The 15125-nt window shown below is 73.0% G+C and carries 15 protein-coding genes; 1 reads left to right on the forward strand and 14 read right to left on the reverse strand.

Annotated features, from left to right (window positions below):
* Positions 1 to 54 precede the first annotated feature (54 nt).
* From ACZ6ZN_RS29905 to aroH, 4 genes are all read right to left on the reverse strand, one after another.
* Positions 55 to 702, reverse strand: coding sequence for a lysophospholipid acyltransferase family protein (locus ACZ6ZN_RS29905; RefSeq protein ID WP_398110468.1), 648 nt, complete (start codon positions 700 to 702; stop codon positions 55 to 57).
* Positions 699 to 1379: a (d)CMP kinase gene (gene cmk / locus ACZ6ZN_RS29910; protein ID WP_398110467.1), complete on the reverse strand. Its 681-nt coding sequence runs from the start codon at positions 1377 to 1379 to the stop codon at positions 699 to 701. The genes ACZ6ZN_RS29905 and cmk overlap by 4 nt, the downstream gene beginning before the upstream one ends.
* A gap of 126 nt (positions 1380 to 1505) precedes the next feature.
* Complete coding sequence (locus ACZ6ZN_RS29915) at positions 1506 to 2591, reverse strand: prephenate dehydrogenase (protein ID WP_469651007.1); 1086 nt, start codon at positions 2589 to 2591, stop codon at positions 1506 to 1508.
* Complete coding sequence (gene aroH, locus ACZ6ZN_RS29920) at positions 2588 to 2950, reverse strand: chorismate mutase (protein WP_369198046.1); 363 nt, start codon at positions 2948 to 2950, stop codon at positions 2588 to 2590. Before aroH ends, ACZ6ZN_RS29915 begins: the two co-directional genes overlap by 4 nt.
* Positions 2951 to 3179: 229 nt before the next feature.
* On the opposite strand from aroH, the gene ACZ6ZN_RS29925 reads away from it, so the two are divergent.
* Complete coding sequence (locus ACZ6ZN_RS29925; RefSeq protein WP_469651009.1) at positions 3180 to 3605, forward strand: Rieske (2Fe-2S) protein; 426 nt, start codon at positions 3180 to 3182, stop codon at positions 3603 to 3605.
* Between the two features lie 63 nt (positions 3606 to 3668).
* Here ACZ6ZN_RS29925 and ACZ6ZN_RS29930 read toward each other — a convergent pair whose 3' ends face one another.
* From ACZ6ZN_RS29930 to ACZ6ZN_RS29975, 10 genes are all read right to left on the reverse strand, one after another.
* Complete coding sequence (locus tag ACZ6ZN_RS29930; protein ID WP_451877490.1) at positions 3669 to 4427, reverse strand: nucleotidyltransferase domain-containing protein; 759 nt, start codon at positions 4425 to 4427, stop codon at positions 3669 to 3671.
* Between the two features lie 3 nt (positions 4428 to 4430).
* Positions 4431 to 5450, reverse strand: coding sequence for an ADP-ribosylglycohydrolase family protein (locus ACZ6ZN_RS29935; RefSeq protein ID WP_469651012.1), 1020 nt, complete (start codon positions 5448 to 5450; stop codon positions 4431 to 4433).
* The gene (locus tag ACZ6ZN_RS29940) at positions 5447 to 6166 is read right to left on the reverse strand and encodes an NUDIX hydrolase (RefSeq protein ID WP_469651015.1); all 720 of its coding nucleotides are present in this window, start codon (positions 6164 to 6166) and stop codon (positions 5447 to 5449) included. The genes ACZ6ZN_RS29935 and ACZ6ZN_RS29940 overlap by 4 nt, the downstream gene beginning before the upstream one ends.
* Positions 6167 to 6227: 61 nt before the next feature.
* On the reverse strand, positions 6228 to 7349 hold the full coding sequence (locus tag ACZ6ZN_RS29945) for a pseudouridine synthase (RefSeq protein WP_398110461.1): 1122 nt from the start codon (positions 7347 to 7349) through the stop codon (positions 6228 to 6230).
* The gene (gene scpB, locus ACZ6ZN_RS29950) at positions 7349 to 8035 is read right to left on the reverse strand and encodes an SMC-Scp complex subunit ScpB (protein ID WP_469651018.1); all 687 of its coding nucleotides are present in this window, start codon (positions 8033 to 8035) and stop codon (positions 7349 to 7351) included. Before scpB ends, ACZ6ZN_RS29945 begins: the two co-directional genes overlap by 1 nt.
* Entirely contained in the window at positions 8032 to 9045 is a 1014-nt protein-coding gene (locus tag ACZ6ZN_RS29955; protein WP_469651020.1) for a segregation and condensation protein A, read from the reverse strand. The genes scpB and ACZ6ZN_RS29955 overlap by 4 nt, the downstream gene beginning before the upstream one ends.
* A gap of 417 nt (positions 9046 to 9462) precedes the next feature.
* A complete protein-coding gene (locus tag ACZ6ZN_RS29960; protein ID WP_398110459.1) occupies positions 9463 to 10017 on the reverse strand; it encodes a hypothetical protein in 555 nt (184 codons plus the stop codon).
* Complete coding sequence (locus tag ACZ6ZN_RS29965) at positions 10002 to 11129, reverse strand: ParA family protein (protein ID WP_369198037.1); 1128 nt, start codon at positions 11127 to 11129, stop codon at positions 10002 to 10004. The genes ACZ6ZN_RS29960 and ACZ6ZN_RS29965 overlap by 16 nt, the downstream gene beginning before the upstream one ends.
* Positions 11130 to 11554: 425 nt before the next feature.
* Positions 11555 to 12679, reverse strand: coding sequence for an alanine dehydrogenase (gene ald, locus ACZ6ZN_RS29970; protein WP_451877495.1), 1125 nt, complete (start codon positions 12677 to 12679; stop codon positions 11555 to 11557).
* A gap of 137 nt (positions 12680 to 12816) precedes the next feature.
* On the reverse strand, positions 12817 to 14856 hold the full coding sequence (locus ACZ6ZN_RS29975) for a tetratricopeptide repeat protein (RefSeq protein WP_469651026.1): 2040 nt from the start codon (positions 14854 to 14856) through the stop codon (positions 12817 to 12819).
* Positions 14857 to 15125: the final 269 nt, after the last annotated feature.

A 15125-nucleotide genomic window follows, 5' to 3' on the forward strand; every position in this document is an offset into this window, starting at 1 on the left:
GGTGGTCGGTGGAGCACCCGCGGTCGGTGCGGCTGATCCACTACTCAGTGTCGCCTAGCGCCCGGTCAGGCGCCTGGCGTTTTCCAGGTGGGCGGCCAGTTGCTTCTGGATGCGCCCGGTGGCCTCGTCCAGCGCCTTGCGCGTGCGGCGGCCGCTGCCGTCGCCCGCCTCGAAGGGCTCGCCGAAGACGACGTCCACGCGCGAGCGCAGCGGGGGCAGCGCCTTTATCAACCGTCCGGGGCGCCCGGAACTTCCCAGCACGGCCACCGGTACGACCGGGGCCCCGCTGCGCACCGCGAAGTACGCCAGGCCCGCGCGCAGCGAGGCGAAGTCGCCCTCGCCCCGGGTGCCCTCCGGGAAGATGCCGAGCACGCCGCCGTCCTTCAGCACCCCGAGCGCCTGGGTGACGGCCGTGCGGTCGGGGGTGTCGCGGTCGACCTTGACCTGCCCGATGCCGAGCAGGAAGGGGTCGAGCGGGCCGACGAACGCCTCCTTCTTGATCAGGAAGTGCGTCGGCCGGGGTGCCACGCCCATGACCATCGGGCCGTCGATGTTGTGGGAGTGGTTGACCGCCAGGATCACCGGGCCCTGGGTGGGCACCCGCCAGGCGCCGAGCACGCGCGGTCTCCACAGCCCGTACATCAGGCCGACGCCGATGCGCCGCCCGACCTCCGCGCCGCGTGCCGAAGGCAGCTCGGTCACTTCCCGGCCCGCTTCTCCTCGACCAGGGTGACGACGCACTCGATGACCTGGTCGAGCGTGAGCTCGGTGGTGTCCACCTCGACGGCGTCGTCCGCCTTGGCGAGCGGCGAGGTCTTGCGGCTGGAGTCGGCGGCGTCCCGCTTGATCAGGGCCTCGCGGGTGGAGTTCACGTCGGCGCCCTTGAGCTCGCCGCTGCGGCGGGCGGCGCGCGCCTCCGCGGAGGCGGTGAGGAAGATCTTCAGGTCGGCGTCCGGCAGGACGGTGGTGCCGATGTCGCGGCCCTCGACGACGATGCCGCCTGGTGCGGAGGCCGCGATCGAGCGCTGCAGCTCGGTGATCCGGGCCCGCACCTCGGGCACCGCGCTGACCGCGCTGACCTTGGAGGTGACCTCCTGGGTGCGGATCGGGGCGGCCACGTCGACGCCGTCCACCGTGATGGTCGGCCCCTTCGGGTCGGTGCCGGAGACGATCTCGGGCTTGCCGGCGGCGGCCGCGATCGCGCCGGGGTCCTCGATGTCGATGCCGTTGTTCACCATCCACCAGGTGATCGCCCGGTACTGGGCGCCGGTGTCCAGGTAGCTCAGTCCGAGCTGCGCCGCCACGGCCTTGGAGGTGCTCGACTTGCCCGTGCCCGACGGGCCGTCGATGGCGACAATCACTGGCGTGGCGCTTTCCACTGTGGGGACCTTCCTGAACCGGGCCTGAGGGGGTGAGGGCGCGACCGCCCCGCACAAGGTTACTGGGTACGCGTCACTCGTCCGGCCGCGCGTCCCGGGGCCCGGCGACCGCCGGCCGCGCACCCCCTACTGCCGCAGGGCCCAGCCTCGCTCCCGCAGCGCGGCACTGAGCACCGGCACCGCCTTCGGCTCCACGATCAGCTGCACGAGACCGGCCTGCTGCCCCGTCGCGTGCTCGATCCGCACGTCCTCGATGTTGACGCCGGCCTGCCCCGCGTCGGCGAAGATCCGCGCCAGCTGCCCCGGCTGGTCGTCGATCAGTACGGCCACGACCTCGTAGGCCCGTGGGGCGGACCCGTGCTTGCCGGGCACGCGGACCTGCCCGGCGTTGCCCCGCCGCAGCACGTCCTCGATCCCGCCGGCGCCCGTGCGCCGTTCGTCCTCGTCGGACGACTGCAGGGCGCGCAGGGCCCGTACGGTCTCCGCCAGGTCCGCTGCGACGTCCGTGAGCAGGTCGGCGACCGGCGCCGGGTTCGCGGAGAGGATGTCGATCCACATGCCGGGGTCGGAGGCTGCGATCCGCGTCACGTCCCGGATGCCCTGCCCGCACAGCCGCACCGCGGACTCCTCGGCGTGCTCCAGACGCGCGGCGACCAGGCTGGAGACCAGGTGCGGCATGTGGGAGACGAGGGCGACGGCACGGTCGTGGGCGTCGGCGTCCATCACGACCGGCACGGCCCGGCAGTGCGAGACCAGCTCCAGCGCGAGGTTCAGCACCTCGGTGTCGGTGTCCCGGGTCGGCGTCAGCACCCAGGGGCGGCCCTCGAAGAGGTCGCCGGTCGCGGCGAGCGGGCCGGACTTCTCCCGGCCCGACATCGGGTGGGTGCCGATGTACGCCGAGAGGTCGAGGCCGCGTGCCTCCAGCTCGCGGCGCGGCCCGCCCTTGACGCTGGCGACGTCGAGGTAGCCGCGCCCGGCGCCCCGGCGCATGGCGTCGGTCAGCACGTCGGCCACGTGCGCGGGGGGCGCGGCGACGATCACCAGGTCGACGGGCCCGTCGGGGGCCTCGTCCGTGCCGGCGCCGAGTGCGGCCGCCGTGCGGGCCTGCTCGGGGTCGTGGTCGGCGAGGTGCACGGTGACGCCCCGCTGGGCCAGGGCGAGGGCGGCCGACGTGCCGATGAGCCCGGCTCCGATGACGAGTGCGGTTCTCACTGGGCGATGTCCTTGCGCAGGGCGGCCGCGGCACCGAGGTAGACGTGGGCGATGCCGGAGCGGGGCCGGTCGGACTCGATGTGCGCGAGGACCCGGACGACCCGGGGCATGGCGCCCTCGATGTCCAGCTCCTGGGCACAGATCAGCGGGACGTCGACGATGCCCAGCTTGCGGGCGGCGGCCGCCGGGAAGTCGCTGTGCAGGTCGGGCGTGGCCGTGAACCAGATGCTGATCAGGTCGTCGGCGCTGAGGTCGTTGCGTTCCAGGATGGCCGTGAGCAGGGCTCCGACCTGCTCGTCCATGTGCCCGGCCTCGTCCCGTTCGAGTTGGACGGCGCCCCGGACCGCTCGTACCGCCACGGCGATGCTCCTTGCTGACGTACGTGTCGCTGTTGTCCGGCCAGCCTAGTCAGCCTGTGCGGGCCGGGTGCGCGGCGCCCGCCCGGTGAGACGCCGGGGCGGCGGCCTGTTGGGTATTTTCGTGACAGCGGCCCGGAATGCCCCTTTTTTCGGCCACTCCTTACGTTTCCCTTTCTCTTTGTTCTTCTGATTCTCGGTTTCTCGGTTTCTCGACATCCGGAGTGACGACATGACGTACGAGACCACGCGGCGCACGGTTCTCCTGGCGACGGGGGCGACGGGCGCGGCGGTGTTCGCCGCCGCCTGCGGCGGGGGCGGAGACGGCTCCTCGTCGGCCGAGTCCCCCGCGGACGAGGGCACGAAGGCCGGCGGGCGGCTCGCCGCCACCGGCGACATCCCGGTCGGCGGGGGCAGGATCTTCAAGGACGAGAAGGTGGTGGTCACCCAGCCCGAGAAGGGGCAGTTCAAGGCCTTCTCGGCGATCTGCACCCACCGGCAGTGCCTGGTGGGCTCCGTCTCCGACGGCACGATCGACTGTCCCTGCCACGGCAGCCGCTTCCGCGTCTCCGACGGGTCCGTCGTCAACGGCCCGGCGACGCAGCCGCTGCCCGCGGAGCAGATCACGGTGGAGGGAGGTTCGATCCGCCTCGCCTGATCGCCGCGCGTACGCTCCGGGGGGCATGCAGCCCGAGAGCCTGATTCGCGGCCACGCCGCGCCTCAGCCCCGCAGCCGGACCCGTACGACGAGGTCGTGCAGGGCGTCGTGGGCGGTGGGGGCCGGGGGCAGGACCGAGTCCTGCTGCGCGGCGTCCAGCACCGCGTGCAGCCGCTCGACGTCCTCGAGCACGCGCGCCCGGTCGACCCCGGCCGGGCCGTGTTCGCGCTCGGCCTTCGCCGCGATGAGTTCCGGCAGGCAGGCGGGCGCGTCGACCTCGCCGATCAGCGTCGGCAGGTGCGCCTGCACCTCGCCGCTGCGCATCAGGTGGATGCCGGTGAGCAGGACGCGGAACGTGTAGAGCAGCGGCTTGAGTTCGCCGGTCCTGTCGAACAGCCGCCACTGGGTCTTCGCGAAGCCCCGGTAGTGGTGGGCGTGGTGGCTGGTGAGGACGCCGGGGGCGAGCGCGGCCAGTTCGCGGTGCGTGTCGGTGGTGTGCACGACGAGCGGGGAGAGCAGCTGCTCCAGCACGTAGCCGTTGCGGCGCAGCATCAGGCGGACGAACTTGCGCAGGTCGTGCGTGACGAGGTCCATCTCGATCCCGTCGCGGTCCCACATGAGGGAGCGCGTCTCCTGGGGCTCGCGCAGGCCGACCAGGTCGGCGGCCGGCAGCAGGTGCACGCCGCGCAGGTCCACGTCCGAGTCGCGGGACGGGAAGCCGTAGAGGTGGGCTCCGGAGACGGTGGCGAACAGCACCGGGTCGGGCTGCTCGGCCACCACGGGGCTCAGGTCGACGCCCATGGCGTCCAGGGTGCCGGTCATGGCTCACGCGTCCCAGAGGGCGCCGAGCGCGACGAGGTCGCCGCGGTACTCGATGCGGTCGGCCCACTCGGCCGGCCAGGCCTCCGCGCCCAGGTACGCGCCGGCGAAGGCGCCGGCCAGGCAGGCGAGGGAGTCCGAGTCGCCGGCGGTGCAGGCGGCGCGGCGCAGGGCCGTCAGGGGCTCGTCGACGAAGAGCAGGAAGCACAGCAGCCCGGTCGCCAGGGCCTCCTCCGCGATCCAGCCCTCGCCGGTGGCCAGGCACGGGTCGGTCTCCGGCGAGACGGTGCGCACGGCGTGCTGGAGCCGGTCGAGGATCGCCAGGCACTCGTCCCAGCCCCGCGCGATGTACTGCTCCGGACCCGGGTCCCCGGCCCGCCGCCACAGGTCGCCGAGCCAGCGCTCGTGGTAGTGGCCGCGGTTCTCCAGGGCGTACGAGCGCAGGCGCCCGACCAGGCCGGTGGGTTCGGTGCCCCGGGCGAGCAGGTGGACGGCGTGCGCGGTGAGGTCGGAGGCAGCCAGGGCGGTGGGGTGCCCGTGGGTGAGGGCGGACTGCAACTGGGCGGCCCCCGCACGCTGTTCGTCGCTCAGGCCGGGGACCAGGCCCAGGGGCGCGACGCGCATGTTGGCACCGCAGCCCTTGGAGTGGACCTGGCTGGCGTCCTGCCAGGGGAGGTCGGTCCGTTCGAGCAGGGCGCAGGCCCGCAGGCAGGTGTTGCCGGGGGCGCGGTTGTTCTCCGGGGAGCGGTTCCAGGCGATGAACTCCCGGCGTACGGCCTCGGCCATGCTCGCGGGTTCGAGCACGCCCCGGTCCATGGCGGTCCGCAGGCCCCGCCCCAGCGCCAGCGTCATCTGCGTGTCGTCGGTGACGATCGCCGGCGTCGGCAGCTCCATCCGCCGCCAGGGGCCGCACTTGGCGAGGATCGCCGGTACGTCGTGGAACTCGGTCGGGAACCCGAGCGCGTCCCCGAGGGCGAGCCCCGTCAGTGCTCCGGTGGCGGCTTGTTTGTGGACGAGGGTGGTCATGCGGGGCGTCCTTCCCGGGTCGGCCGCAGGAGAGGCGGGTGGAGTGCGGTGGCGGTGCCGGCGCGGTAGAGCGCGGCGGGCTTGCCCCGGCCGCCGGTCAGCCGGGCGGCACCGGGGACGGGTTCGACGAAGCCGGGGGTGGCGAGCACCTTGCGCCGGAAGTTGGGCCGGTCGAGTCCGGTGGCCCAGACGGCCTCGTAGACCTGCTGGAGCTCGCCGAGGGTGAACTCGGGCGGGCAGAAGGCGGTGGCGAGGCAGGTGTACTCGAGCTTGGCGCCCACCCGGTCGTGCGCGTCGGCCAGGATGCGGTCGTGGTCGAAGGCGAGCGGCCCGGCCGTGCCGTACGGCACCCAGCGGGCCTGGGCCGCGTCGCTGCCGCCGTGCGCCTCGGGGGCGTCGGGCAGCAGCGCGGCGAACGCAACCGACACGACCCGCATCCGCGGGTCGCGGCCGGGTTCGCTGTAGGTGCGCACCTGCTCCAGGTGCAGCCCGGAGACGTCGGACAGGCCGGTCTCCTCGGCGAGTTCGCGCCGTGCGGCCGTCTCCGCGGACTCGTCCGGCTGCACGAACCCGCCGGGCAGTGCCCACCGTCCCGCGTACGGTTCCTGCCCGCGTTCGACGAGGAGGGCGTGGAGGACGCCCTCGCGCAGGGTGAACACGGCGAGGTCGGCGGTGACGGCGAACGGTTCGTGGGCGTACTTGTCGTAGCCGTCCACGACCCCACCCCCTTTTATAGTCAGGACGACTATAAAAGGGGGTGGGGCTGGCTCACAAGGCCTAGAGGTCGACTTCCTGCATCAGCATGCCGACCTCGGTGTTGGACAGCCGGCGCAGCCAGCCCGACTTCTGGTCGCCCAGGGTGATCGGCCCGAAGGCGACCCGCACCAGCTTGTCGACCGGGAAGCCGGCCTCCGCCAGCATCCGGCGCACGATGTGCTTGCGGCCCTCGTGGAGCGTCACCTCGACCAGGTAGTTCTTGCCGGTCTGCTCCACCACCCGGAAGTGGTCCGCGCGCGCGTAGCCGTCCTCCAGCTGGATGCCGTCCTTGAGCTTCTTGCCCAGGTCGCGCGGGATGGGGCCGACGATGTGCGCGAGGTAGGTCTTCTTCACGCCGTACTTCGGGTGGGTCAGCCGGTGCGCCAGCTCGCCGTGGTTGGTGAGCAGGATGACGCCCTCGGTCTCGGTGTCGAGCCGGCCCACGTGGAAGAGCCGGGTCTCACGGTTGGTGACGTAGTCGCCGAGGCACTGCCGGCCCTCGGGGTCCTCCATCGTGGACACGACCCCGGCGGGCTTGTTCAGCGAGAAGAACTGGAAGCGCTGCGTGGCGACGGTCAGGCCGTCGACCTTGATCTCGTCCTTCTCGGGGTCGACCCGCTTGCCCTGCTCCAGGACGATCTCGCCGTTGACCTCGACGCGGGCCTGCTCGATCAGCTCCTCGCAGGCGCGCCGGGAGCCGAAGCCGGCCCGGGCGAGGACCTTCTGCAGCCGCTCGCCCTCCTGCTCGGCGCCGGGGAAGGTCTTGGGGAGCTTGACCTCCGGCTTGCCGGCGTAGCGGTCGCGGTTGCGCTCCTCCGTCCGCGCCTCGTACTCACGCGAGCGCGCGGGGGCCGTCCGTCCGCCGGAGCGCTGCCCCTGCTTGGGGCCGCCCTTGGCACCGCCGCGGGCGGAGGGGCCGCGTCCCCACTTCGGGCCGTCCTGCGTCGCGCCGGGGCCGACGTCGTAGCGCCGCTCCTCCGGGCGCGGCTTCTTCGGACGGCCGCTGCCCTGCTTGTCGTCGCGGTTGTTGCCGGCGCCGCGGTAGTTCCCGCGGCCACCGCCACTCCCGCCGCGGCCGCCGCTGTTGCCACCACGGCTCCCGCCGTTGTTTCCGCTGCTGTTCCTGCCGCTGCTGCTTCGCATCAAAGTTCCGTCTGGTCGTCTTCGTCGTCGGTCCCCGGGCTCACCGGGCGGCCCGGCGCGTCGTCGTCGGGCGCGTCCGGATCGAACGACGGTACGCCCTCCTGGGTCTCGGCCTCGATCGCCTCCGCCTCCGGGAGGAAGGGCGCGAGCTCCGGGAGCTCGTCCAGACCGCGCAGGCCCATCCGCTCCAGGAAGTAGTTCGTCGTCCTGTACAGGATCGCACCTGTTTCGGGTTCCGTGCCCGCCTCCTCCATCAGACCGCGCTGGAGGAGGGTGCGCATGACACCGTCGCAGTTCACTCCGCGCACGGCGGAGACCCGGCTGCGGCTGACCGGCTGGCGGTAGGCGACGACGGCGAGGGTCTCCAGGGCGGCCTGGGTGAGCCGGGCCTGCTGGCCGTCCAGCACGAAGCGCTCGACAGCCGGGGCGTAGGCGGCCCGCGTGTAGAAGCGCCAGCCGCCCGCGACGTACCGCAGCTCGAAGCCGCGTCCCTGTGCGCTGTACTCGTCGGCCAGCTCGCGCAGCGCGTCCGCGATCCGGCGCCTGGGCCGCTCCAGGATCTTCGCCAGGTGCTCCTCGGTCGCGGGTTCGTCCACGACCATGAGGACCGCCTCCAGGGCGGGCTTGAGGTCGAGGTCCGCGACGCCGCGGGTGCCGTCCGGCAGGCCGTCGGTCGGCTGGCTCACGTCTTCTCCTCCTCCTTCGGCGGCTCGGGCGGCCGGTCGAACTCGTCCGTGACGGCCGGCGCCTCGTCCCCGTCGCCGCCGGTCCACCGCACGAGCAGGTCGCCCAGTGCCGTCTCCTGCTCCAGTGCGACGGCCTTCTCGCGGTACAGCTCCAGCAGGGCCAGGAAGCGGGCCACGACCGTCAGGGTGTCGTCCGTGTCCTCGACGAGCACCCGGAAGCTGGCCTCGCCGAGGTCCCGCAGCCGCGCCACGACGACCTGCGCCTGCTCCTGCACACTGACCAGGGGGGCGTGGATGTGGTCGACGTACACCTGCGGCTCGGGCCGCGGCTGCATCGCCTTGACGGCCAGCCTGGCGAACCCCTCCGCCCCGATGCTGATGACCACCTCGGGCAGCAGCTCGGCGTGCTGCGGCTCCAGCCCAACGGTGCGCGGGTAGCGCCGGCCCTCCTCGACCAGCCGGCCGTGGAAGATGTCGGCGATCTGCTTGTACGCGCGGTACTGCAGCAGCCGCGCGAAGAGCAGGTCCCGGGCTTCCAGCAGGGCGAGGTCGCCCTCGTCCTCCACCTCGGCGGCGGGCAGCAGCCGGGCCGCCTTCAGGTCCAGCAGCGTGGCCGCGACCACCAGGAACTCGGTCGTCTCGTCCAGGTCCCAGTCCGGCCCCAGCGCCCGGATGTGCGCCATGAACTCGTCGGTCACCTTGGACAGCGCGACCTCGGTGACGTCCAGCTTGTGCTTGGAGATCAGCTGGAGCAGCAGGTCGAAGGGCCCCTCGAAGTTGGCGAGCCGGACCTTGAAGACCTTGCCGTCACCGTCGACGCCGTCGCCCGCCCCGGTCTCGACGGCGGGGTCTGCGACAGGCGTGCCGGTCCCGGCAGCGAGCACCGCGGTCGCCACCGCCCCCTGGGGAGCCGCGGCGGCCTCCTCGGCGACGGAACCCGGCACGTCCGCGCGACGCGCTCCGGCGCCGGACTCGGGCACGACGGCCTCGGAAGCCCCGGACTCGGGCACGAAAGCCCCGGAAGCCCCGGACTCGGGCGCGACGGCCTCGGAAGCGACGGGCCCGGGCGCGACGGCCTCGGGACCGGCCAACCCGGGCGCGCGGCTCGGACCGGTCGCCGTGACCGCCGCGTCCGACGCGGCCGGGACCCTCGGTCCCTCTGCGGCGGGCGGCTCCCCCGCGACGGCCCCCCGGGCGCCCTCAGCCGCCTCGGGCGACGAGACACCGGCGCTCGCGGCGCCGGCCGTCTCCGGGGCCGGGTCCGCGTGCGGCTCGTCGGGGACCTCGGGCGTTCCCCCGGGCCGGTCCGTGTCCGGCGGCTCGGGCCGTGGAGCCCCCGGGCCCCTCCCCAGCGCACGCCTGCGGCCGGCCGGGCCGCCGGGGGGTGGTGGGGAGACGTTCGAGGTCATGACCCCCGCAGGCTACCGCTACCGCCCGCGCAGCCGTCGTACGAGGATGCTGGCGTCTCCCCGGGTCTCCAGGTCGGCGAGGACCACCGCGACCGCCTCGCGGACGATGCGCCCGCGGTCGACGGCCAGGCCGTGCTCGCCGCGGAGCACGAGCCGGGCGTGCTCCAGGTCCATGAGCTCCTCGGCGGACACGTACACGGTGATCTTCTCGTCGTGCCGCTCACGGCCGCTGGGCCGGCGTGCCGCCGCCCGTCCGCGCTTGCGCGGGGCCGCCGCGTCCGCGGCAGAACCTTCCTGCGCCGCCGGCCGCCGGCCGGAGCCGGAACGACTGCGGGACTCCGCGGCCTCGGACCGGTCCGTGTCCGCCGCGACGTGCTCCGCGCCCTCGCCGTCGCCGCCCTGCGCGGGCACCGACTGCGGGGCGTCCTCCGCCGCCGCGCCGCCCTCCCCCGCCGGAGCGGGCACCCGGGCGTCGCCGTTGGCCGGACGCCGGGGCGAGGACGGCTGCAGCCCCATCCCCCCTGTCGTACGGAAGAGTTCGTCGGCCCCCGGCAGACTCACTCGGCGTGACACCGGGCGAGCACCTCCCTGGCGAGCTGGCGGTAGGCGGCGGCACCGACGGAGTTGGAGGCGTACGTGGTGATCGGCTCACCGGCGACCGTGGTCTCCGGGAACCGGACCGTGCGCCCGATGACCGTGTGGTAGACGTGGTCGTCGAACGCCTCGACGACCCGCGCGAGCACCTCACGGCTGTGCACCGTGCGCGAGTCGTACATCGTGGCGAGGATCCCGTCGAGCTCCAGGTCGGGGTTGAGCCGCTCCTGGACCTTCTCGATGGTCTCGGTCAGCAGGGCCACACCGCGCAGCGCGAAGAACTCGCACTCCAGCGGCACGATCACCTTGTGCGCGGCCGTCAGGGCGTTGACCGTGAGCAGGCCGAGCGAGGGCTGGCAGTCGATGACGATGAAGTCGTAGTCGTCCAGCAGCGGCTTCAGGGCGCGCTGCAGCGTCGACTCGCGGGCGACCTCGGAGACGAGCTGGACCTCGGCCGCCGACAGGTCGATGTTGCTGGGCAGCAGGTCCATGTTGGGGACCGCCGTCTTCAGCAGCACCTCGTCGGCCGCCATCCCCCGCTCCATGAGCAGGTTGTAGACGGTGAGGTCGAGCTCCATCGGGTTGACGCCGAGTCCGACCGACAGCGCGCCCTGCGGGTCGAAGTCCACGAGCAGGACACGGCGTCCGTACTCCGCGAGCGCGGCACCCAGGTTGATGGTCGACGTGGTCTTGCCGACGCCGCCCTTCTGGTTGCACATCGCGATGATCTTCGCGGGTCCGTGGTCGGTCAGCGGGCCCGGGATCGGGAAGTACGGCAGCGGGCGCCCGGTCGGGCCGACGCGCTCCCGGCGCTGTCTGGCCGCGTCGGGCGCGAGAGTGGCCGCGTACTCCGGATCGGGCTCGTACTCCGCGTCGGGGTCGTAGAAGTGCCCCTCGGGCAGTTCGTCGTAGTCGGCGAAGTGGTTGTGGGGCGCGCCACTTCCGTCGCCGGCCATGGCGTTCACGTGATGGCCATCCATCTTCTGGTGTGCTGTGTGAGTCGCCTGCTGACTCTGGTGGGCTGCGAAGGTGCGCACAGCGACGGAGCCGACAGCCGCGAAGCCCGCGGGCTCCTGGTCCCGTGCAGGCATTCCTGGTTGACCACCTCCGGGAGTAAATGTCGACTCATTCACAAGTCGTCTTACCTCCTTGGTGACCAGGAAACTTCTAGACAGGTCAGCGTGGCACCATGCCGACGGTTGGCGACTCTATGGCGTGTCGGGCGTCCGCAGCAACACAATCCGCCGGACCCGGCCCGATGTGTCGGCAATGAAACATCCCGCTGTCAAGGGCGTACGGCCGTCGCACGGCAGGTTTCACCGGTGTGCGAATCGGTTGAAGGGTTACGTTCGAGGCGAGTTGCCCGAGAACCGCGAAGTGACCATACACACATCCGGCCGGACCTTGCGGGCAAGGTCCGGCCGGATGCGCGGCGTTGACGACCTGTGTTGACGTATCGCCTTTGCCGTGGGGTGACTTAGCCGACTTACCGGCTGCCGGGGTGTCGGTGCGCGGCTCAGCCGAGCAGCGAGGACAGCTCGACGTGCTCCACGCCGTGCGCCTCCGCGACCTCGCGGTAGACGACCTTGCCGTCATGCGTGTTGAGGCCCTTGGCCAGCGCCGGGTCGCGGCGCAGCGCGTCCACCCAGCCGTGGTTGGCCAGTTCGACGATGTAGGGCAGCGTGGCGTTGGTCAGCGCGTAGGTGGAGGTGTTGGGCACCGCGCCGGGCATGTTGGCGACGCAGTAGAAGACCGACTCGTGGACCTTGAAGGCCGGTTCGGCGTGCGTGGTCGGACGGGAGTCCTCGAAGCAGCCGCCCTGGTCGATCGCGATGTCGACAAGAACACTTCCGGGCTTCATGCGCGAGACCAGCTCGTTGGTGACCAGCTTCGGGGCCTTGGCGCCGGGGATCAGCACCGCGCCGATGACGAGGTCGGCCTCCAGGCAGGCCTTCTCCAGCTCGAAGGCGTTGGAGACGACGGTCTGGATCTTCGTGCCGAAGATCTTGTCGGCCTCGCGGAGCTTGTTGATGTCCTTGTCGAGCAGGGTCACGTGGAAGCCCATGCCGATGGCGATCTGCGCGGCGTTCCAGCCGGAGACACCGCCGCCGATGACGACGGCACGGCCGGCCAGCACGCCGGGGACGCCGCCGGGCAGCACACCGCGGCCGCCGTTGGCGCGCATCAGGTGGTAGGCGCCGACCTGCGGGGCCAGCCGGCCCGCGACCTCGGACATCGGCGCGAGCAGGGGCAGCGCGCGGTTCGGCAGCTCGACGGTCTCGTAGGCGATGGCCGTGGTGCCGGACTCCAGCAGGGCGTCGGTGCACTCCTTGGACGCGGCCAGGTGCAGGTAGGTGAAGAGCGTCTGGTCCTTGCGGAGGCGGTGGTACTCCTCGGCGATGGGCTCCTTGACCTTCAGCAGCAGGTCGGCGGCGGCCCAGACCTCGTCGGCGGTGTCCAGGATCTGGCCACCGGCGGCGACGTACTCCTCGTTCGTGATCGAGGAGCCGACACCGGCGTCGCGCTCGATGACGACCTGGTGGCCGTGGCGCACCAGCTCGTGCACGCCGGCGGGGGTGATGGCCACCCGGAACTCGTTGTTCTTGACCTCGCGGGGGATGCCGACCTTCACGTCGATCACGGTCCTTGGCTCAGAGGGTATGGGGGGTATTTCTTAGACATACCCGGGCACGCACGGGCACACCGGGAGAGACCGCAGGGAACGTGCGGCAGAGCCAGTCTAATGAAGGCGTTCCACCTGTCTAGCCTTTCATTGCATCAATCTTCAGCGGATGCGGTACGGATTTCGCAGGCGTCCGGGTCGTTTTGAAGGTTTGAGTCGCCCAGAATCTGCTCTGCGGCACTGCGGTGCAGCCCGGCCGAGGCCGGATCCCCGAGGCGTTCCAGGGTCTCGGCCGCCCGCTGGTGCAGGGCCGCCTGGAGGCGCGGGTCCTCCGCCCGCCGCGCCCACTCCACGGCCTCCCGGCAGGTGCGCAGCGACTCCTCGGACCGGCCGGCGTACTCCTGGACCCGTGCCAGCTCGCCCAGCGCCCGCGCCTGGGCGCCCGCGTCGCCGCTCCTGCGGTGTCCGGCGACCGCGGCGCGCCAGTTCCGCAGGGCCTCGCCGTAGCGGCCCGCGACGGTGTGCGCGGCGGCGATGCGCCCGTACAGCCGGGCGGCGTCGGCGCGCTCGCCGCGGGCGAGCCGCTCGACCAGGGCCCGGCCGAACCAGTCGGCGGCCCGGTCGACGTCCCCGAGCTCCAGGTGCGCCGCCCCTACGGATTCCATCGCGCGGCCGGTCGCGTACAGGTCGTTCACCTCGCGTCCGGCGTCCAGCGCGTCCCGGTAGCGCACCAGGGCGTCCTCGGTACGGCCGCTCCGCGCGTCCAGGTCGCCGAGGTTCAGCAGGGCGGCGGCGCGCTCGCGGGGCAGGTTCCGCCGCGCGGCCACGTCGAGGACCAGGCTGTGGATCTCGTACAGGTCGGGCGCCGCGGCCCGGGTCCCGACGTGGGCCGCCGTGGCCCGGACCAGCTGCGACATCAGACGCCGGGCCAGGGTGTCCAGCTCGCCGTCGGCCACCGCGAGCCGGGCGGCGGCCAGCAGGGCGGGCCGGGTCAGCCGCAGCCACTCCGCGGCCGCGCGGGGTGTGGGGAAGCGCAGGGTGCGCGGCATCTCCAGGAGCTTCTGGCGGGCCTGCGGGCTGTCGGTCTCGGTGATCGCCCGGCAGGCCTGGAGCAGCCGCACGATCCGCTCCAGCATGCGGGCGCGGGCGAGCTGGAGCTCGGCGGGACGTTCGTGGTGCGCGGCGAGGACCCGCAGCTCGGGGTGGAGGCACGCGGGCACCTCGTACTGGGGCAGCGGGCAGTCGACGGCGTGCAGGAAGCCCAGGGCCACGAAGTCGTCGAGGATGCCGCGGGCGCTGTCGACCGAGCAGCCGGCCAGCGCGGAGGCCGTCTGCGGGTCGACCAGCCCGGCCGGGGCGAGGGCGAGCAGGCGCAGCATCCGGGCGGCGCTCGCGGGCAGTGCGGCGTGGGCGAGCCGGAACACCCTCGTCAGGGCGGTGCCCTCGGCGTCCTCCGCGCGCAGCTGCTTGGCCAGGTCGGAGACGGCCGCGTTGGGCCGGGCCGCCAGCCAGCCGCCCGCCAGCACCAGCGCCGCCGGCTGCCCCTGGCACTCCTCGGCGAGCCACTCGGCGGCCCGCGGGTCGACGGTGACGCGGACGGAACCGGTGTGCCGGGCCAGCAGCTCCACCCCCGACTTCGCGTCCAGTCCGCCCAGGGTGCAGGGGCGGACGTCGGAGATGCCGGTCAGCGGGCCTTCGGAGACCGCGACGACGAGGCAGTCCGGGCTGTCGGGCAACAGGGCGTCGACCTGCTCGGCGTCCGCCGCGTCGTCCAGCAGGAGCAGGACCCGGCGGTCGGCCAGAGCGGTGCGCAGGGCGTCGGTGAGGTCGTCCTCGCCGGCTCCGGCCGGGGCCGGCTCCTCCAGGGCGGCGAGCAGGTCCCGCGCGGCGCGCTCCACGGGTACGGGGGTGCCGTCGGGGTCGGTCAGGCGGGCGCGCAGCACCCCGTCGGGGTAACGGTCCGCGACCTGCCGGACGAGTTCCGCGGCCAGTGCGGTGCGGCCGGATCCGGGCCGGCCGGCGATGAGCAGCACCCGCGCGCGGGGTGCCTTGCGGCCGGCCAGGGTGTCCAGTCCGGCGCGCTCGATGTCGGCGCGCAGTTCCTTCAACTCCCGCGTGCGGCCCAGGAACTCGGGCTGCACGGCAGTGCTCCCGGCCGGACGCGCGTCGTCCGTCTTCACGACCTGATCCGTCACGGGCCACACTCCCGTCCCACCGCACACGCGAGCCCGCCGGGACTCCGGTTCGGGCGTGCCCCAGAGCCTAGTTCACGCTCTGCAACGCCCCCGGAGGAGCACGACGGGCACGACGGACACGTCCCCCGATCGGATCAGCAGATCGTACGACCGAACACCGCCCCACCCCCGAAGGGAGCCCGCCCACCCACGAAGCCCAACCGTCACCCACTCAGGGGCGCGGGGAACTGCGCAAAAAACCACAACGCCGCCGCACCCGCCAACCAGCC

It is taken from the genome of Streptomyces sp. NPDC053665 (assembly GCF_055585285.1).